This window comes from Pseudomonas sp. NFACC04-2, assembly GCF_900119265.1.
Lineage (GTDB): Bacteria > Pseudomonadota > Gammaproteobacteria > Pseudomonadales > Pseudomonadaceae > Aquipseudomonas > Aquipseudomonas fluorescens_AA.
Window position 1 is genome coordinate 241,266 of the sequence record NZ_FPJC01000003.1, and the last position, 17,985, is coordinate 259,250.

15 protein-coding genes are annotated in these 17,985 nt (G+C 61.3%); 1 reads left to right on the plus strand and 14 read right to left on the minus strand.

What is annotated here, in order from left to right; translation table 11 throughout:
- Nucleotide 1 precedes the first annotated feature (1 nt).
- Nucleotides 2–475, minus strand: a complete 474-nt coding sequence (locus BT125_RS05570) for a (2Fe-2S)-binding protein (RefSeq protein WP_072405555.1) — start codon at nucleotides 473–475, stop codon at nucleotides 2–4.
- Between the two features lie 182 nt (nucleotides 476–657).
- On the minus strand, nucleotides 658–1,866 hold the full coding sequence (locus BT125_RS05575) for an MFS transporter (RefSeq protein ID WP_072405556.1): 1,209 nt from the start codon (nucleotides 1,864–1,866) through the stop codon (nucleotides 658–660).
- A 152-nt stretch (nucleotides 1,867–2,018) separates the two neighbouring features.
- Here BT125_RS05575 and BT125_RS05580 point away from each other — a divergent pair, with 152 nt between their 5' ends.
- Nucleotides 2,019–2,900: a LysR family transcriptional regulator gene (locus tag BT125_RS05580; protein ID WP_072405557.1), complete on the plus strand. Its 882-nt coding sequence runs from the start codon at nucleotides 2,019–2,021 to the stop codon at nucleotides 2,898–2,900.
- A gap of 130 nt (nucleotides 2,901–3,030) precedes the next feature.
- Here BT125_RS05580 and BT125_RS05585 read toward each other — a convergent pair whose 3' ends face one another.
- From BT125_RS05585 to BT125_RS05640, 12 genes are all read right to left on the minus strand, one after another.
- Nucleotides 3,031–3,810, minus strand: coding sequence for an SDR family NAD(P)-dependent oxidoreductase (locus tag BT125_RS05585; protein ID WP_072405558.1), 780 nt, complete (start codon nucleotides 3,808–3,810; stop codon nucleotides 3,031–3,033).
- Nucleotides 3,811–3,856: 46 nt separating this feature from the next.
- Nucleotides 3,857–5,128, minus strand: a complete 1,272-nt coding sequence (locus BT125_RS05590; protein WP_072405559.1) for a TIGR02270 family protein — start codon at nucleotides 5,126–5,128, stop codon at nucleotides 3,857–3,859.
- A 33-nt stretch (nucleotides 5,129–5,161) separates the two neighbouring features.
- A complete protein-coding gene (locus BT125_RS05595) occupies nucleotides 5,162–6,088 on the minus strand; it encodes a hypothetical protein (RefSeq protein WP_072405560.1) in 927 nt (308 codons plus the stop codon).
- 22 nt (nucleotides 6,089–6,110) lie between these two features.
- The gene (locus tag BT125_RS05600; protein WP_072405561.1) at nucleotides 6,111–7,298 is read right to left on the minus strand and encodes a PAAR-like domain-containing protein; all 1,188 of its coding nucleotides are present in this window, start codon (nucleotides 7,296–7,298) and stop codon (nucleotides 6,111–6,113) included.
- The gene (locus tag BT125_RS05605) at nucleotides 7,298–8,338 is read right to left on the minus strand and encodes a hypothetical protein (protein WP_139271684.1); all 1,041 of its coding nucleotides are present in this window, start codon (nucleotides 8,336–8,338) and stop codon (nucleotides 7,298–7,300) included. Before BT125_RS05605 ends, BT125_RS05600 begins: the two co-directional genes overlap by 1 nt.
- Nucleotides 8,335–9,447 (minus strand): DUF2169 family type VI secretion system accessory protein, encoded by a 1,113-nt coding sequence (locus tag BT125_RS05610; protein ID WP_072405563.1) that lies wholly within the window; start codon nucleotides 9,445–9,447, stop codon nucleotides 8,335–8,337. The genes BT125_RS05605 and BT125_RS05610 overlap by 4 nt, the downstream gene beginning before the upstream one ends.
- 14 nt (nucleotides 9,448–9,461) lie before the next feature.
- A complete protein-coding gene (locus BT125_RS05615) occupies nucleotides 9,462–9,920 on the minus strand; it encodes a DUF6484 domain-containing protein (RefSeq protein ID WP_072405564.1) in 459 nt (152 codons plus the stop codon).
- A gap of 16 nt (nucleotides 9,921–9,936) precedes the next feature.
- Nucleotides 9,937–12,162: a type VI secretion system Vgr family protein gene (locus BT125_RS05620; RefSeq protein WP_072405565.1), complete on the minus strand. Its 2,226-nt coding sequence runs from the start codon at nucleotides 12,160–12,162 to the stop codon at nucleotides 9,937–9,939.
- 331 nt (nucleotides 12,163–12,493) lie between these two features.
- Nucleotides 12,494–13,858 (minus strand): MFS transporter, encoded by a 1,365-nt coding sequence (locus BT125_RS05625; protein WP_072405566.1) that lies wholly within the window; start codon nucleotides 13,856–13,858, stop codon nucleotides 12,494–12,496.
- 49 nt (nucleotides 13,859–13,907) lie between these two features.
- Complete coding sequence (locus tag BT125_RS05630) at nucleotides 13,908–15,137, minus strand: OprD family porin (protein WP_072405567.1); 1,230 nt, start codon at nucleotides 15,135–15,137, stop codon at nucleotides 13,908–13,910.
- Nucleotides 15,138–15,251: 114 nt separating this feature from the next.
- Nucleotides 15,252–16,616 carry an MFS transporter gene (locus BT125_RS05635; RefSeq protein ID WP_072405568.1) on the minus strand — a complete coding sequence of 455 codons (1,365 nt, stop codon included), beginning with the start codon at nucleotides 16,614–16,616 and terminating at the stop codon, nucleotides 15,252–15,254.
- A gap of 82 nt (nucleotides 16,617–16,698) precedes the next feature.
- The gene (locus tag BT125_RS05640) at nucleotides 16,699–17,976 is read right to left on the minus strand and encodes an FAD-dependent oxidoreductase (RefSeq protein WP_072405569.1); all 1,278 of its coding nucleotides are present in this window, start codon (nucleotides 17,974–17,976) and stop codon (nucleotides 16,699–16,701) included.
- Between the last annotated feature and the right edge of the window lie 9 nt (nucleotides 17,977–17,985).

Below are 17,985 nucleotides of genomic sequence, written 5' to 3' on the forward strand. Positions count from 1 at the left end.
ATCAGGCAAGGGCTTTGGCGGCATCTGCCACCGCGGCGCGGATTCGGGCGTAGGTGCCACAGCGGCAGATATTGCCGGCCATGGCCGAGTCTATCTCGGCCGCCGTAGGCTGCTTGCCCTTGGGCTGGGCCTTTAGAAAAGCTGTTGCGCTCATGATCTGGCCACTCTGGCAGTAGCCGCATTGCGCCACGTCGTGTTTGACCCACGCCTCGTGCACGGCGCTGCCCACCGGATCGCTGCCGTTGGTTGCCGCTTCGATGGTGGTGATCTTCTTGCCTTCAGCGGCGGAGATGGGCGTCACGCAGGAACGAATGGCCTGGCCATCCAGGTGCACGGTGCAGGCGCCACACAGCGCCGCGCCGCAGCCGAACTTGGTGCCGGTCATGCCCAGCGTGTCGCGCAGGGTCCAGAGAATAGGGGTGCCAGGGTCGACGTCGACCGTGTACTCACGGCCGTTTATGTTCAGGGCGCTCATAGGGGACCAGCTCCAGATGGTTTGGCTCTGGTTAACTATAGGAAGGAATGGTTGGGGGGGATTGCACGATCCGGGCTGATTATTGCCTGATCATGCGAATCAGCGTGCCCCGTGAAGGTGCACGCTGTTGTTGTCAGTGACTGATGTCTATCGTTGATGGCTATTCATGAACGCATGCATGTTCAGCGCAGGTTTGCTGTAAACCCGTACTGCCTGGCCGACCACACCACCGCCAATGTCAGCAGCAGGAGAACGACCAGGACCGGCGCAAACGCCACGACCCCCAGGTGGTCGAGCAGGATGCCGCCGACGATTCCGCCGCCGGCAATGGCGAGGTTCCAGGCCGTGACCAGCATTGACTGGGCCAGATCCGCCGCGTCTCCGGCAGTCTTGGCGATGGCCGTCTGGAACAGCGTCCCAGCCCCTCCGAAAGCAACCCCCCAAGCGGCCACCGCGATATACACCGCCGCTGGCCTGTCGCTCATTGCCCCGAGCATCATTGCCGAAAGGGCGAACAGCACCGTACCTGCGAGCGTCAGCGCCCGCAGGTGGCGGTCGATCAGCACGCCGACGACCCAGATCCCCAGTAACGACGCGACGCCAAAGACCAGCAGGACCAGATCCGTTCGATCGCCCAGGCCCGCCGCCGTCAAAAACGGAGCGATATAGGTAAAGAGAATGTTGTGCGCCAGGACAAAAGCCAGTACCACGAACAACACCGAACGAACGCCCGGCAGGGTGAAGACCTGGCCCAAGGCAAGACGTTTGTTGGAGGCCTGCCCGGGAAAGTCAGGCACCTTGAGTCGTACCCAGACCATCAAGGCCACGGCGAACAGGCTCATGAGGGCGAAGCTCATTCGCCAACCGACTAGATTGCCGAGCAGCGTGCCAGCCGGTACGCCCAGGGATAACGCCAAGGGCGCGCCCACCATGGCGATTGCAATCGCTCGGCCTTTCTGGCTTTCGGGCACCATGCGGGCGGCATAACCGGCCAACAAGGCCCACAGCAGGCCGGCCGATACGCCACCCAGCAAGCGCGCGACAAGGGTCAAACCATAATGGGTAGAAAACGTCGTGACGGTATTGGCAACGGCGAAACCGGCGATGGCCGTTAGCAACAGCGATCTGCGTCGCATGCTTTGGGTCGCGGCGGTCAATGGAATGGCCGCCAGCAAGGAACCGACCGCGTAGACCGTGACCAACTGGCCGGCGAGGGCTTCGGAGATCGCCAGCCCTTCGCTGATCTGTGAGAGAAGACCGGCGGGCAAGGCTTCGGTGAGGATGGTCACGAACGCCGCCAGTGCGAGTGCAAACAGTGATCCGATGGGGAGCGGCGCAGGGTCTTGAACAACCTCGGCATCGGCCTCGATATGGGTGTTGGCAATCGTCATGTGTCACCTGTTTGGAGCGCTCCTGACCCGCCGGGACGACGCGGTCAATCGCAGATTAATAAGTTCGACTACGGTAGGTGCCCCTCTTTGTCGAGACAAGAATGCTAGAGTGCACAACACATCGGAAAAAATATCCGCAATGGGAGCCTGGCGTGGAATCACTGAGCGGTATTGATTTTTTTGTGCGCGCGGCCGAAACCCGCAGCTTTTCAGAGGCGAGCAGGGCGCTGGGCATTTCGTCTTCGGCGGTGGGCAAAAGCGTCGCCCGGCTCGAGGAGCGGCTGGGTGTGCGACTGTTTCACCGCAGCACGCGAAGTATCACGCTGACGGCGGAAGGGACGCTGTTCCTCGAACGTTGCCGGCGCATTCTCTGCGAAGTCGAAGCGGCCGAACAGGAACTGTCGCAAACTCGCCAAGCGCCACGGGGCAAACTGCGCGTGAGCCTGCCCCTCGTTGCGGACCTGGTCATGCCGACGCTGATCGCCTTCATGCGGCGCTACCCCAGTATTGAACTGGACCTGGATTTTTCCGACAGGCTAGTGGACATCATCGAGGAGGGTTTCGATGCGGTCATTCGGACCGGAGAGCCGAACGACTCCCGGCTGATGTCCCGTCCGTTGGGCCCGTTCAAGCTCGTTGTGGTCGGTTCGCCCCGGTACTTCGCCGAACACGGCACACCGCATGTACCGACGGATCTTCTGCGCCATGCCTGCCTGTTATACAAGTTTCCCAGTACTGGCAAGATGCAAGTCTGGCCGGTAAACGGGGACGGGGAGCCGGAACTCAACCTGCCGGCGACCCTGGTCTGCAACACTACCGAGGCGTTGCTGCACGTGGTGCATGATGCGCTGGGGGTTGCCTGCGTGCCGGATTTCACTGTGCGTAAGGCCATCGCGGCCGGTGAGCTGGTCACCGTCCTGGACGACTTCAACAGGCATCAGAGCACCTTCCGCATGCTCTGGCCCTCAAGCAAACACCTGGCGCCGAAATTGCGGGTGTTCATTGATTTCATGAGCAGTGAACTATTTAAATGACTGGCCCAGCCCTCTGTGGGAGCGAGCTTGCTCGCGATCGCGGTGATTCAGTGGCAGGGATGCTGGATTGGCTGCCCTCATCGCGAGCAAGCTCGCTCCCGCAGGGAAAAGGTACTGCCATGGATTCAGGTCAAGGGGCCTTGTTCTCCACCAGGCAGTTGCCGCCATCCACCACGATGACTTCGCCCGTGATGTAGCTCGCCTCTGAAGACGCCAGAAAAGCCACCAGTGCCGCCACCTCTTCGGGACGTCCCGCCCGGCCCATCGGCGTGTAGCCTGCCGCGGTGGCTTCCTCGGCAGTGGTCGACCCTGTGGCGATCCAGCCGGGAGCCACGCTGTTTACAGTGACCCCTTGCTGGGCGACTTCCAGTGCCAGGCTCATGCTCATTCCGACCATCGCGGCCTTTGCGGCGCTGTAAGCCGCTTCACCAGGGTTACTGCAGCGTGTGCCGGTCGTGGAACTGATGTTGACGATGCGCCCGTATCGGCGTGCCCGCATACCGGGCAGAACAGCCCGTGTCAGCAGAAAAGCCGTGGTGAGATTTCGCGCCAATGTCAGGTTCCAAGTGTGCAGGTCCATGACCGCCAACTCGGAAAAGCTTTCTGGACTGTCTTGCATGGCCATGCCCGCATTGTTCACCAGAATGTCGACCTGCCCCCAGACGGACTCGGCCCACACCATAAACTCACGCACCTGGTTTTCATCGGTAAGGTCGATGGCCCGCCCTTCGACTTCGAACCCTTCGGCACGCAACTGCGCGACGCGTTCAAGGATGCGAGCACTGCTCGCGGTGACGAGCAATCGGGCGCCGGCGGCGCCCAGCCTGCGCGCGATCGCCATGCCGATTCCGATCTCACTGCCAACCCCACTGATGAGTGCCACAGGGTTCTGTCCAGTTGCGTTTGGCATGGTGCCTCCAGAGAGGATAAGTGATTGCGCTATATAAACATCTTGATCAACGCCCGAACACCGCTGTCATCCCCAACAACCGCTTTTGCCGCCAAGCCGGTGCGCTGGCAGGGAAAAGCACCTCGTCTGGCCGGAAGCGGGCGAGACCGCAGGCCGCGGCGATGCGCTGGCGTTGCTGACCGCGGACAAGGGCTTGCTGAAAGCTGTGTTCGCTATGGGCCAATCCCAGCATGTAACGAGTCCCCGCCTGAAAGTGTCCGCCGTTGGCTTGCCACCATCGTTCGATTGCCTGCGGGTCGGGCCAGGGCAGGTTTTCATCGGGGTCCATGGCGACATTGGGATCTTCAGGGTTGTCGTTCGGGCCTGCATCGAAATCCGGCAGGGCCTGCAGTTCCAGATCGAGCAACGCCAGGTCAGCGCCGGTGATCAGGCTGAAGGCTTCACCGGCGCCGCGGGCATAGGGCAGGTCGCTCATCTGCTGGATCAACCAAGGCACGCTGACCGGATCGCCCAGCAGCCCAAGGGCCTGGATGCCGATGCGCCGATCTCGGGGATCCTGTACCAACTGCCGTATCCAGGCGATGCTGGGTTCGCGTTCTTGCCAAGCCAGCAGTACGCAGAGCGCGCGGTATTGGAACTCGCCCGGTTGCTCGGCGAATGAGCGCAGAGGCTCCAAGGCCTGCTGATCGCCCATTTGGACAGTGGCCCAATTAGCCCAGAAGCGCGTGGCGGCGTCTGCATGCTGGCGGTGGGCACGAATCGTCGGGAACAGGTCACGCCGGCGCAGTTCGCCCGCCGTGCGGGCGGCACGTGCCAGCACGCTTGGGTCGGCATCGGAAAGGCCGGCCAGCAGGGCGGGGCCGGGGTCGTGGCGATGCATGCCGCAGGCGGCCAGGCCGAGGCGGCGGAACAGGGGCTCGGAGGAGGCGAGCATGCGGTCGATCCAGGGCGACACCCGTTCCCAGTCGAGCCACCCCAGGGCCATCAGATAACCGCGCTCCGTTTCCACGGCGCTTCCCATGGTACTTCGCATGTGCTCGCTGAGTCGCGACAACACCTGCGCGTTACCCGCCTCGAAAGCCAGCACCACACTGGCAAACATCTCGCCGATAGCGTGGGGACCGAGCTGGGCCAGCAGGATTTGCAAGCCCGTGGGGCCGGCGATCCGCAGGCCGTCGAGATGTGCGTCGATGCGCTCGTCGAGTGTGCGGAGATCGTCCAGGTCGTAGTGGGGTGCGCGTAATGCATCATCGCGCAGGACGGCCAGGAAACTCGCTTCCTCGACATGCAGATCAAGGACGATGGGCAGTGTTTTCATCAGCCATCGATCCTGATGTACGAGCAGGCAGGGTCAGTCAATTTGCAGGCACCGTTTCCAGTTCGCACCATCGAACTCCATGACGTCCTTGGGACCGATGGACCACATGATGCCGTCGGCCGCGCTCAGGTGATAACACGTGCGCGGTGCGTCGTCGCCAAAGTCGATGGGGATCAGCTTGCCGTCCTCCAGGCGATAGACGAAATAGGTGGAAGACACGTATAGCTGTCCATCGAAGTACTCCATGCCCCAGAGGTCTTCCCGGGTGCTGTCATGCTCGATCACTTCCCATTGGTCATCGCGGCCCCGCAGCAGGGTTCCGAGCTGGCCGCAGGCATAGGCAAAACCGTCCGGCGCGCAGCGAATCTTGTAGAGCGCCAAGTTGGTCGGGCTGTTCTGCTGGGTGAAGACGGAACCGTCGTACTTCCAGATTTCGCCTTCCCAACCGACTGTGTAGATTTCCTGTTCGCTGAACCCGTCGATCGATTCGAAGCTGGTGTCGGTGATGGGGGTGTCGCCGACCTGTGCGCTCTGATCGATGCAACGCCACTGGTCCTCGTCATCGCGGACGTAGGCCTGGCGGCAGGTGCCTACGGCGTAGGCGCGGCCTTTGGCGATGCCGCGGATTTCGCGCAGAGGGCCGCGTTTTTTGGGATCTACTGCGCAGCTTGCGATGGGGGCCTCTTCTTTAATCACGCCACCGCCACTGGTACGTACTGATCCATCTGCGCCCAGAACCACGTAACGCTCGGCCGGTACATGGCAGACCGTGCCTGAGCAGGCGAGCCATGGAACGGTGCCTGCCCCCCAATTTCCACCGTCCAGCGTTATCAATATCGAATCTATGTAGCCTTCGCTGGTGGCGGCATCGTGTGTCGCAATCAAATAGCTGAGGTCTGAGTAGCGAACGACTCCAGTACTGATGCTAAGTCCATTGAATCGTGAGTCTTGAGTGTCCATCTGATCTCCTAGCGTAAGTTCATTAACGGGAAGACTCGCTTCCGATCATCTCGGCCGCAGCCTTGGCGCGCTGAGCTGGATCACTCGTCATGGACGCTCGGGCATTGATCGGCTTCTCATCGCCTGGGTCCTTTGCTTTGTCGTGGTACTTGTTCAACTGGGCTTCCAGGCACTCCTGGGAGCAGTCGGAATCCGGAAAGGTTTTCTTGGCGGCTTTGGCCCCTGTCGCCGTGGCCTTGGACCTTGGCCATTCGCCTTTTGCATCGGCCTCATGCAAGGCCACCACCCCACGTCGGGTATGCATCTGGCCGTGGGTGGCGGTGGTCTGGTTGGGGCCCTCCACGCACATGACCGGGGCCTTGTCGGTCTGGTATTTGCTCCAGCCGGCTTTCGTCGGGTGCTGGTTTCTGGGCTGACCCGGGAAGGCCGGTCCTTCGGTAAAGGATGCCGAATCGATCAGGTGGTCTCCGGTTTGTCCTGGGCAACACCTGTTGGGCTTGTACGGCGCGAGAAAACAGCGCAGGGCCTTTTGGCAAGGGTCGGCGTTGATGGTTTTGGCCAACGACGAATACTCGCTTTGTACTCCGGTGTGTGCCGCTAGATAAGCCGGATCAGTCTGAAACCCGTCGCCTGCCGTTTTCTTTGCGGCGTTGCGGTCTTTGAGGACGTTTTTCAGCTTGTCTATATCTGGGCAGACCACTTTCTTACTGGTGTCGCAAGCATCGTTCACCCGTTTTTTTTCACCTTCGCATTGGCCCAGGTCCTCGGCGAGGGCCATGCGGTCGGAATAAGGCCAAGGCACGGTATTGCCCGGCTGGGAAGCATGGTTATGGGTGGTCAGGTCCATGTGCCGGACAACATTCTTGCCTTCATACTTCACATCCATCGACCAGGAAGTGAAATACACCTTCCCCTTGTTCCGGGTCGTGACGATCCCCTTTTTCGGCGCATTCCCAGCCTCGTCCCCATAGCTGGTCTTGAAGTGGCTCTTGTCCTTGAGCATCACTTCCTTGCCGCTGATCTTCACCGTCCGACTGCCCTTGGTGGTGTCCTTGGCCATACCGGTATTGGGGTAGGGGATGGGCACGCCGAGCGGGGTGGGCGGGGCCTGGGGTGGGGTGAAACAGACATCCGGGAAGCAGGCGATCGACTTGCCGTCAGCCGCCTTGCAGGACACTTCCATATTATTGGCGAAAACTTCGTTGGCCATCAGGCGGCCCTCACAATCTGGTAGCTGAGCAGCGCGGCGGCACGTTGGCCGGCGTCGTTGCCCAGGTGGCAGAAAATGTTCGGTCCTTCGCCGTAACCCTTGCGACTGGCAGCCAGGGCTACGGCGAGCATCACCGGGCCGATGGCGGCGCCGACTTCGCCGATGCAGTCGGCAGGGTGCCAAAGATGGAAGAACTCCTTGCGCACCCGCAAGCTGCGGCTCAGGGCCAGGGAGGCTTCCTTGAAGTAGTACTGTTCGCCGGAGATATCCGTCAGGCGATAATCCATCTGCTCCAACCCGCAGCCGGCTTCGGCCAGGGCGGCCCGTATGGCCTGGGTCAGGCCTTCGGCGCGCAGGGGCAGGTCTTCGGATTCTACCGTGGCCTGTTCCACACCGAAACCCAGACCGATGCAGATCAATTGCGGCTGTTCATTGGCAACGGGAGCGGCCAGCACCACCGCTGCGGCACCTTCGCCGGGGATAAAGCCATTGGAATTCTCGCTGGTAAGCAGGCGTTCGCGTTGTTCGAAAGCGGTCAGGGTCGCTCCATTAAGGAGGGAGTCGACCCCGGCAATGATCACGTGACGATGGCCATCCTTATGTATCAACGCACGCGCGTTGAGCAGGGCCACGGCGGCACTGACCCGGCCCCGCGCGATGACGTAGGAACCAGGATGAAAACGGATGCCCAGTTCGGCTTCGATGGCCTGCAACAGTCCCTGATCGAGACCGGCGAGGCGACCGGGACGTTCAGCTTCCGCCAGCCCCAGCAACAGCGGGGTCTTTTCCGGGTCAAGCCCCGGGGTAGTCTGCAGTGCTTCGGCAATGGCGCGGGCCGCCATCTTGATCAGCTTGGTGCGACCGCGCCAGGGTTGCTCCAAAGGCACGCTCGCGGCAATCAGCCATTCACCGGCGCGGTCGATAAAGCGGGTTTCCTGGAAGTTGTCGATGGCACAGCGGATCGCCGCGCAGCTCGCCGGCGCGCTGAGGCCGACAGCGCTGATCATTCCCGATCCAATGATGCAAAGCGCGCTCATCAGCCCGTCTCCTCGGGAGATCGCTTGGCTTTCACCAAGGCGCCAAGTGACGGGTAGTAATCCTTGCCCAGCTCACGGGCACGCCACCACGCTGTGGACATCGTGCCGACCAGCACCTGGGCAATCTCGAAAATATTACGCCGTAGCGGGCGAGCGACACGCCACGTTAACTGCACCTGGCGAGCGTCGGTGTCGATCAGCAAGGTGTCGATCACCGCCGACACCGTTTCATGACCACCTTTTTTCAGGAAGAAAGTCACCGGCACGTCCATTTCGGGGATGCGAAAACTCGCGCGCTCCCGGGGCGTGAGGTTGAGCAGCAGAACGTCCTCGCCGCCACGCAGGTAAGGAACCTGCTGGTCGTCAGGGGCCGCCTGGAAGTAGCGACTGTCGAAATCCCCGGGCAGAAACGGAAAACAGTCGGCCAACCAGGCATCGTCGTAAGTACCGGCAAAACGGACGCGTTGCGGCCAGCTTCGGCCAATGGGACCGAGCGCCATGGGGCGAAAGTCGCCGGAGGGGCTGTCGATCGGCTTGCCCAGTTCCTCGGTATTCGGCATGGACTTGCCCGCGATTTCAGCACTGCCGGTGCTGCCTGGAAACCAACCGCAACCACTCGGATTGTCCGGATACTCATGCAGCATGTCCGGCTTGTTGGCCATGGGATGGGACCCTCCGTAGGCCTGGGCATAAGAGATGTCCTGCTCGGTAAAGGGCTGCGGCAAACCGGGAGAAACACCCAGTAGCCCCGGTTGCCATCGCCGGGGCCCGAGGACGGAAAAGGCTTTACTCATCTGACCAACCCGAATGCCTGCGGTCAGCTGTGTCACGGGCCGGCCGCCTGGTGCGTAGGCTTTGCCACACACCAGTACATCGCAAAATGGCTTGACCGGGGCGAAGTCCATTTCCTGCCGAGGAGCGCTGAGGCCCGGTTCGCCAAGAAAAGTGTCGGCCATCAGCAACGGTTGCTGGGTGTCAGCGAGGGTCGCGGCGCGGCCGTCCAACGGAAGATCGAAAGTACCCTTGGCCACCACAACCAGGGACTCGCGGCCGTCGCTTGCCATGCCCAGGGTGTAGGCAGCCACCAATTTGCTGGCGTTGAGCAGTTCCATGGATCGCCTACCTTCTAATTAATCTGCACCGAACCGCCCTTGATACGGTTCACGCCGGATGACCGGTTCGAAAGATAGGTCCCACGGATCAGCACCTTGCCCTCACGGGTGAGGGTAATGCTCGCCTTGCCGCAGCGCAGGACGATTTCCCGCTCTGCCGTGAACTCCAGGCGCTCGCCATCCAGGTGGGCGGCGGTTGGCGTCGTGGTTTGCGGCAGGCGCTGGATGCGACCGATCACCAGCGGCCGGGTCAGGTCGCCGGCCTCGAACATCAGCGCGACCTGGGCGCCGATGTCTTCGCGGGAGAGCGGGGTGGTGGTGCGCGCGGCGAGGCCCGTTTCGCCGGGGCAGCCCGGGAAGGCCACCACCGGGGCGTCCGCCCCGGGCACATCCAGCAGCACGCCAATCACGACGCCATCCACGCGCGCGGGCGTGGCGGTAGAGGAGACGGGGAAATGATATTCAACGGTCATGGCGCCCACTCCGTGGCTAGTTCTGCAGGATTTTCTGGCCTTTGACGACCACGTTCTTGTTCGCCTTGATGTTGATGGCGCCGGAGCCGTCGATGGTGATGTTCTTGCCGCTGATCACAATGGTGCCGTCCTTCTTCATGGTGATGCTGGCCGCGCCCGTGGTCAGGCTGATGGAGTCGCCAGCGTTGAGGGAGAAGTGCTTGCCCACGTCCAGGCTGTCGTTCTGCTTGATGCCCGTGCTGCGGTTCTGGGCGACGTCGCGGGACTCGTTCTGGCCGATCTGGGTACTCTGGTTGCCGTTGATCTCGATGCCTTCATTGCCCTGGACCGTTTCGTTACGGTTGCCGCTGATGCCGATGGTCTCGTTGCCACCCACGTCCTCGGTCCGGTTGCTGGCGATGGAGATTTTTTCGTTCGCACCGACTTTTTCCGTGCGGTCGGCACCGATGGTGATGGTCTCGTTACTGCCCACGCTCTCGGTGCGATTGGCGCCAATGGTAATTTTCTCGTTGCTGCCGACATCCTCGGTGCGGTTCACACCAATGGAAATGGTTTCGTTATTGCCGACCTTTTCCTTGCGATCCACACCAATGGTGATGGTTTCGTTGTTATCGACGGTTTCGGTACGGTCGTGTTTAACGTGCACGGTCTCGTCGTTGTCGATGGTCTTGCGGCGGTCATGGCCAACCCAGTGGGTCTCGTCGTTCTCGACCTCGATGTCCTGGTTTTTCTCGGCGTGGATAAACAGCTGCTCGGCGCCTTTCTTGTCCTCCATGCGGATTTCATTGAAGTTGGCCGGCGAGCCGCCCTTGCTTGAACGGCTTTTCACCCCGCTCTGGGTGGCATTGGCGGGCAACCCGTAGGGCACGGTCTGTTCGGCGTTGTAGACGCGGCCGGTGATGATCGGCCGATCCGGATCGCCCTCGAGGAAACTGACGATCACTTCCTGACCGATCCGCGGGAGCTGCACGGATCCCCAGTTCTTGCCGGCCCAGGCCTGGGAGACGCGAATCCAGCAGGAGCTGTTTTCATTGGACTGGTCATGGCGGTCCCAATGGAAATGCACTTTGACCCGGCCATATTGGTCGGTCCAAATCTCCTCGCCACTGGGGCCCACCACCACGGCAGTCTGCGGTCCGCGGACGATGGGCATCGGCGTGAGGGGCAGAGGGCGGAAGGCCTGGTTGGCATCCATGCAGTCCAGCTCGCTGACGAACTGTTCGGCGACGTCCGACTGCCCGCTTTCATAGGCATCCTGACGAATCTGATAACGGGCGGCCACCACCAGATACTCGCGGTTCTGGTCCGCACGGTCGTATCCCGTGAGCGTGAACACGTGACCGCAACCGATTCCGCGGGCGCGTCCGCGTAACTGCACACGCTCGAACTGACTGTGAATGGCTTCGATACGAGTACGCGCATAGTGATCGCCATCATTGCTCTGGACGTACTCACCGGGGTAGTCGTAGAGCGGGTAGTCGGCGTTGGTGTGGTTGCGCGGTACGCTGGAACGCACCTCAAGGCTGGCGCGCGGGCGCAGGAAGTCGTAGTCGTTCAGCGCCAGCGAGCCAGGTTGGACTTCCCGTGCCAGTTGCCAGTCGTAGAAATGATCGCGCTCGCGCATTTGCCGATCGGGCGGGTAGAAGGGCACCGAGGCATAGTCCGCCGCCGTGGAGTGGGCACCATAGGCATCGGCAAGTACCAGAACATGACGGTTTTTTTCATGGCGAAAGTAGTAATAGATGCCTTCCTGCTCCATCAGTCGACTGACGAAGTCGAAGCTGGTTTCACGGTACTGCACGCAATATTCCCACTCACGGTAGCTGCCGCTCAGGCTGTCTTCGAAATCGGAGAAGCCGAGGTCACGGAACACCTGCTTGATGATGTCCGGCACCGTCTTGTTCTGGAAAATCCGGCAGTCGGAGGTGCGCGTGAGCAGCCAGAACCAGGGTCGCAGGCTGACGCGGTAACCGGCGAACTGGCCGTGTCCGGTCAACTGCCGGCAACTGCAGACGATGCCGTGGAAATAGCGTTTGCCGCCGTCGTACAGCTCCAGGGTCAGGCCCATCGGTTTGCCCAGCAGCTGGTCGAACGTGATCGCCCGGTCTTCGGAGGTCAGGTCCAATTCGTAGTGGAACAACCGCCCCAACTCTTCGCTGCCTTCCATGCTTTGCAGCAACAGGACGTCGCCGCCAAGAGGACTGTCGACCTGCACCAAACGGTTGTTTTGCGTGATTGCCATGAGCGGCTTCCTTGGCTCGGGTTCGGGCGTCAGTTGGCCGTCGTAAGAAAGGTGGCGCCGTAGGCAAGGGCGCCGCCAAAGGGAATGCGAAGGGAAATCGAGTCCAACGTTTGCTGCACATCCACCACAGAGGTGATCTCCTTATCGGTCTGGCGGTCTTTAGCATGTGGCCAGATTGGCAGATGCTGAGGTCAAGATAGGTGACTGAAAGGTCGTTTGCTTAGTTTCATTAGCTATATAGATGATTCTTTAATCGAATAACGAGAAAAGTGAATGCTGACTCGCCCCCCCTGCCCATAGGGGGTGAAACTACGTACCCACTACTGCTCTTCTAGGGTTTCGCCGGGTTCAATAGCTCCGCTTCCATGGCTGGGCGTCTATCGATGCGCGCCACGGTGTAGGCGCACACGCCCAGCACCGCAGGACACAGGGCCAATACCGCGAAGCTCTTTACGACAGGCATGCCGCTGTTGAGCACATGGGCACCGAGCAGCGGCCCGCATATCGAGCCGAACTTACCCATGGAGGCGGCCCATCCGGCGCCGTTGCCGCGAATGGCACTGGGGTAGAAAATTCCGGCGATGCTGGTGATGCCGTAGTGACTGCCCTTGACGAAGATGGCGCCGATCATGCTCAGCGCAATGAAGGCGTTACCTTGCAGGTCGCCAATGCCCAGCGCCAGCAGGAAGGGTAATGAAAGCAGGGGATAGATCATCACCGCATAGGGCCCTCGGGTATCGACGACTCGCATCAGCACAAGCCCTGCCATGGCACCGCTGAAGGACGCGAAGGAGCTTACCCAGGACGCCGTAGCCCGGTCGAAGCCCGCATACTGATACACCAGCGGGCTCCATGACGCGAGGAAGTACATGGCCATGGAGCTTGCGCCAAAGCCGATCCAGATCATGGGCGTGATCCATTTCAGTTTGCCGATGAACAGCTGGCCGACCCGAAATGGCTGGCGGCCGATGTCGATTTCATCGGTCAGAAAATAGCGGTCCCCGGCGCGCACATCGATGCCCGGATCCAGGCGCTTGAGGATTCGCAGCACGGTTTGCGGTTGCTTCTGCTTGCTCACCAGAAACCGCACCGACTCCGGCAGGGTGAAAAACAACAGGACGCTGGAGAGCAGCGTGGCGATACCGCCCAGCACGAACACACTGGCCCAGCCGTACTGTGGTGCGAGCCATACAGTCAGTGGACCGGCTGCCGCGCCCCCCAGGCTGAAGCCGACCATGATGATGGTGATCACGCTGGCACGGTAGCGCTTGGGCACGAATTCGATATTCAGTGCCCAGCACAGCGGCAGCATGGCGCCCAGGGCAAAACCGTTGAGAAAACGCAGCACCAGCAGCGAGGCGTAGCTGTCGGCAAAGGTGAACAGCAGCGTCAGCACACCAAAGGCGCTGGTGGACAGAATGATGGTCGGACGACGCCCGATCCGGTCGCCGAGATAACCGAAAAAGAACCCGCCCAGCATCATCCCGAACAACCCGATGGAGAAAATGTTGCCCAGTTGCAGTTTGTCCAGGCCGATTTCCTCGGCCATGTAGGCGGCGGTATGGGACAGCATCAACAAGTCGAAACCATCGAGGAAGGTGATCAACACCGACACGCAGATGATCAGATAGTTGAAGCCCGATAGTTTGCGCCCCTCGATCAGGGCGGCGACATCAACGGCGCGAGACGACGTCATGGGTGTTCTCCCGTTAAGACGTATGCGAGCGGGTTCCGGTGGGCAGGGCTCACCACAGTTTCCAGGTGTAAGCCACGATCAAGCGGTTTTCATCGAGTTGCTGGGTCAGGCCGTTTCCGGAGCGGAAGGTGAGGTTGCGCCAACGCACGTTCAGGCCTTCCAGGGCACCGCTTTGGAAAACGTAAGCCAGGTCGGTGTCGCGCTCCCACTCACTGCCGTCGCTGACCGTGCGCGTGTGGATATCGCTGCCTTTTACGTAGCGGGTCATGAACGTCAGGCCGGGTATGCCGAGCGCGGCGAAGTCATACTCGTAGCGCAACTGCCAGGACTTCTCGTTGGCTTTGGTGAACGAGTTGTAGGTGACCAGGTTCGCCACATAGGGCGTGCCGGTATCGATGACTGGAAACACACTTTCACCCGACAGCCGCTGGAACGCCGCGGAGAAGCGCTGGGTCCCGACGGTCAGGGTGAACATGCCGTTGAAGTTGCGGTTGTCGATCTTCCCGGCTTTGCCAACACCCATATCGTCGCTGTCGACGTAGCGCAGGTCGGAGCGCAGGCTCACGCCTTCCCCCAGGGGCAGCACATGGATCAGGCCGGCGAACTGCTGACGGTAGATGTCTTGCAGCTCACCGTAGTGGTAGCGCAGGGTCAGTTGCTTGCCGACGGTGTAATCGCCGCCGAGCAGGTCCAGGTGATCGCTGCTTTGGCCGGCATAGCTGATGTCGTCGTTGCTGGATGAGTCGCGGCCATTGGCCTTGGTCAGTCTTGCCGCGGTGACGGTCAAGTTGTCGAGCTCGCCGGACGTCAGGTAGGCGCCGGTGAAAGTGGAGGGCAGCAATCGCGTATCGCTGTAATACGCCAGCGGATGAATCGGCATCAGCGTTCCGACCTTGAGCTGGGTATTGGACAGGCGCATTTTTGCGGTCAGCCCCAGTTCGCTGTAGTCGTCCACCGGTTGATTGCTGTCGGGGCCATAAGGCAACAGCCCACCGCCACGGCGGCCCGCGCCGGAATCGAGTTTGATCCCCAGTTCACCCAGGGCATCGACTCCGAAGCCAACAGTGCCTTCGGTGTAGCCCGATTGAAGCTCGGCAATGAAGCCTTGGGTCCATTCCTCGGCCTTGGCCTGAGGCGCGTCGTTCTGGCGGAAATCGCGATTCAAGTAAAAGTTGCGCGTCGTCAGCGTCGCGCTGCTGTCTTTGATGAAGTCCGCATGGGCGCCGGTGACTGGGCCACAGAGCGTCAGGGCGGTGGCGAAGAGAAGGTTCCTGTTCATTTTTATTGGTCTCAGGATCAGTAGAATTATTCAGGACGAGTTTTGCCTGACCGCGTCGATAGCGACGCGGTACGGGCTGCTTGGGTCAGGCGCTCTAAGTCGGCAGAAAGGTGCTCAGGTTTGTGACGGGGCGGGCAGTGGGTCTGCCCCACGATGGCGGCGTGTCAGGTGGCCAATGACAAAGGCACAGGCCGCCAGCACGGCGGGGCAGACCGCCAGGACCAGGAAACTCTTGACCACCGGCAGGCCACTATTGAGCACATAGGCGCCCAGCAATGGGCCTAGGATCGAGCCGATCTTGGCGATTGAGGTGGCCCAGCCGGCGCCATTGGCGCGAATGGCACTGGGATAGAACACCCCGGCGATGCTGAGGATTCCATAGTGGGAGCCTTTGACGAACACACCGCCGGCCAGGCTCAACATCAGGAACGCGGTGCCTTGCATGCCGGTGATGCCCAGCACCAGCAGGAAAGGCAAGGCCAGCAACGGATAGATCATCACCATGTACGGTCCACGGGTATCGACGAAGCGCATCATCGCCAGGCCCGCCATCGCACCGCTGAACGATGCAATCGAGCTGACCCACGACGCTGTCGCACGATCGAAGCCAGCGTATTGATAGACCAGCGGGCTCCAGGAGGCGAGGAAATACATGGCCATGGAGCTGGCGGAGTAACCCAGCCAGATCATGGGCGTGATCCATTTCAAGCGACCGATGAACAGTTGGCTGACCCGGAATGCCTGGCGACCGATGTCCGGCTCGTCCAGCAGGACGAATTGGTCAGTAGGAAGCACGTCCAGGTTCGGGTCCATGCGCTTGAGAATCGCCGCGATTTTCTCCGGTGCCTGTCGCTTGCTGGCGAGGAAACGCACCGATTCGGGCAGGGTGAAGAACAACAGCACCCAGGCGAACAGCGTGACCACGCCGCCGAACACGAACACGCCCTGCCAACCGATATGCGGCGCCAGCCACACCGTCAGCGGGCCGGCCATCGCGCTGCCGAGGCTGAACCCGACCATGATAATGGTGACCACCGTGGAGCGATAACGCTTGGGGACGAACTCGATATTCAAGGCCCAGCACAACGGCAACATGGCGCCCAGGGCGAAGCCGTTGAAGAAACGCAGGACCATCAGCGACGCGTAGCTGTCGGCCATGACAAACAGCAATGTCAACAGGCCGAACGCGCAGGTGGAAAACAGAATGGTGGGGCGCCGTCCGATGCGATCCCCCAGGTAACCGAAGAAGAACCCACCCAGCATCATGCCCAGCAGGCCGATGGAGAAGATTTCGCCCAGTTGGATCTTGTCCAGGCCGACCTCATCGGCGATGTAGGAGGCGGTGTGGGAGAGCACCAACAAGTCGAAGCCATCGAGAAAGGTGATCAAGACCGAAACCAGAATCACCACGTAGTTGAAACGTGACAGTTTGCGCGCCTCTATAAGCGCCGCGACATCCAGGGTACGGGACTGTGACATGTGCGTTCTCCACTGCATTTTTTATTGTTGTCGGAGTGGCGCCCCCTGTTCACATGGCGGGCGCATCGAACTGCTTGGAAACCTATTCCAGATTGAACGCCAGCCGTTCGCGCAACACCTGCGCGGGTATATCACTCAGGCGCCCGTCCGGGCCAGCCAGATCCAGTGCATGGGCGGCCGCGGCCCCCATGGCGATACACGGCCCCATCACGCGCACACTCGACAGCGCGGCTGCGTCGGCGTCAATGCAGCGGCCCGCGACCACCAGGTTATCGCTGCCTTCGGGAAGCATGCTGCGCAACGGCACACTGTGGACATGATCGTCGCCAAAGGGCTCCCACTGGTAACCGGTGCTGTCGCCATGCAATTCCACCGGCCAGGAGGTGCGCGCCACTGCATCCGGAAACATCGTAGCGGCTCGCACTTCATCGGTGGTCAGGTGATGTTGGCCGACAATCCAGCGGGTCTGGCGAATGCCTGGCAGTGCATACGCCCGCACCTTGGCCTTGCCGTAGGCCTGGGGATACTCCACTTTGAGGAACTGGATCACCTGGTCCACCTGCTGGCGCCCGGCGAGGGCGACGTGAGACGCGGCGACCGGATCCAGGGGCGTTTCGATGTGCGTCATGTTGAACGCCGCCGTGCCGCGTCCGGGGAACTGGAAGAACAGGCCGTCGTCGCGCTCGATGCCGTAGTGCCTGGCTTTTTCCTTGACCCGTTCGGTGAATTGCGCGCGCGTCGGCAGGTGGGCTTCATCGATATGCTCGAGAACGAACATCTGGGTGCCGTAGATGGGCGTGTCCGGTTCGCGACAGGCGAGCCCGGCATTCCAGACCAGTGCCGCATCGCCGCTGGCATCGATAAAACCGTCGGCCGCCACGCGCACGTCGCCATAACGGGTGGCCAACTCCACTTCCTGGACCCGCGTGCCTTCGCGCACCACCTCACGCAATACCGCACCGAGCACCACGGTGATGCCAGCGTCGAGCACCTTTTGACCAATCCAGCGACCGAGGGCCACTTCGTCGTAGTAAACCACGGTGGTCAAGGGGCCGATGGCCTGATGCAAATCGCCCGAAGCACCCAGGTCGCGAAGGATGCCGTCGGCCATGCCATGGGTCAGCAACTGGCGGTTCGGACCATTGGAGAACAAACCGCAAAAAGTCCCGATGATCGAGCCGACCGCCTGGCCGCCGAGCATGGGCAGGGCATCGAACAGCACGACGCGCTTGCCGAGCGCGGCGGCCTCCAGGGCGGCGGAAATACCGGAAATGCCCGCGCCGGCAATGCAAACATCAGCCTGCAGGCGTTGCGGGGTAGGGGCGCTGGTACGGCGTACCGTGCGAATGACATGAGCCATAAAACTTCC

Coding starts and splice junctions, on each gene's coding strand:
- BT125_RS05585 (WP_072405558.1), bottom strand. CDS start 3,810: ATGCCAAACGCAACTGGACAGAACCCTGTGGCACTCATCAGTGGGGTT.
- BT125_RS05570 (WP_072405555.1), bottom strand. CDS start 475: ATGAGCGCCCTGAACATAAACGGCCGTGAGTACACGGTCGACGTCGAC.
- BT125_RS05590 (WP_072405559.1), bottom strand. CDS start 5,128: ATGAAAACACTGCCCATCGTCCTTGATCTGCATGTCGAGGAAGCGAGT.
- BT125_RS05610 (WP_072405563.1), bottom strand. CDS start 9,447: ATGGAACTGCTCAACGCCAGCAAATTGGTGGCTGCCTACACCCTGGGC.
- BT125_RS05575 (WP_072405556.1), bottom strand. CDS start 1,866: ATGACGATTGCCAACACCCATATCGAGGCCGATGCCGAGGTTGTTCAA.
- BT125_RS05600 (WP_072405561.1), bottom strand. CDS start 7,298: ATGGCCAACGAAGTTTTCGCCAATAATATGGAAGTGTCCTGCAAGGCG.
- BT125_RS05635 (WP_072405568.1), bottom strand. CDS start 16,616: ATGTCACAGTCCCGTACCCTGGATGTCGCGGCGCTTATAGAGGCGCGC.
- BT125_RS05630 (WP_072405567.1), bottom strand. CDS start 15,137: ATGAACAGGAACCTTCTCTTCGCCACCGCCCTGACGCTCTGTGGCCCA.
- BT125_RS05615 (WP_072405564.1), bottom strand. CDS start 9,920: ATGACCGTTGAATATCATTTCCCCGTCTCCTCTACCGCCACGCCCGCG.
- BT125_RS05620 (WP_072405565.1), bottom strand. CDS start 12,162: ATGGCAATCACGCAAAACAACCGTTTGGTGCAGGTCGACAGTCCTCTT.
- BT125_RS05625 (WP_072405566.1), bottom strand. CDS start 13,858: ATGACGTCGTCTCGCGCCGTTGATGTCGCCGCCCTGATCGAGGGGCGC.
- BT125_RS05595 (WP_072405560.1), bottom strand. CDS start 6,088: ATGGACACTCAAGACTCACGATTCAATGGACTTAGCATCAGTACTGGA.
- BT125_RS05640 (WP_072405569.1), bottom strand. CDS start 17,976: ATGGCTCATGTCATTCGCACGGTACGCCGTACCAGCGCCCCTACCCCG.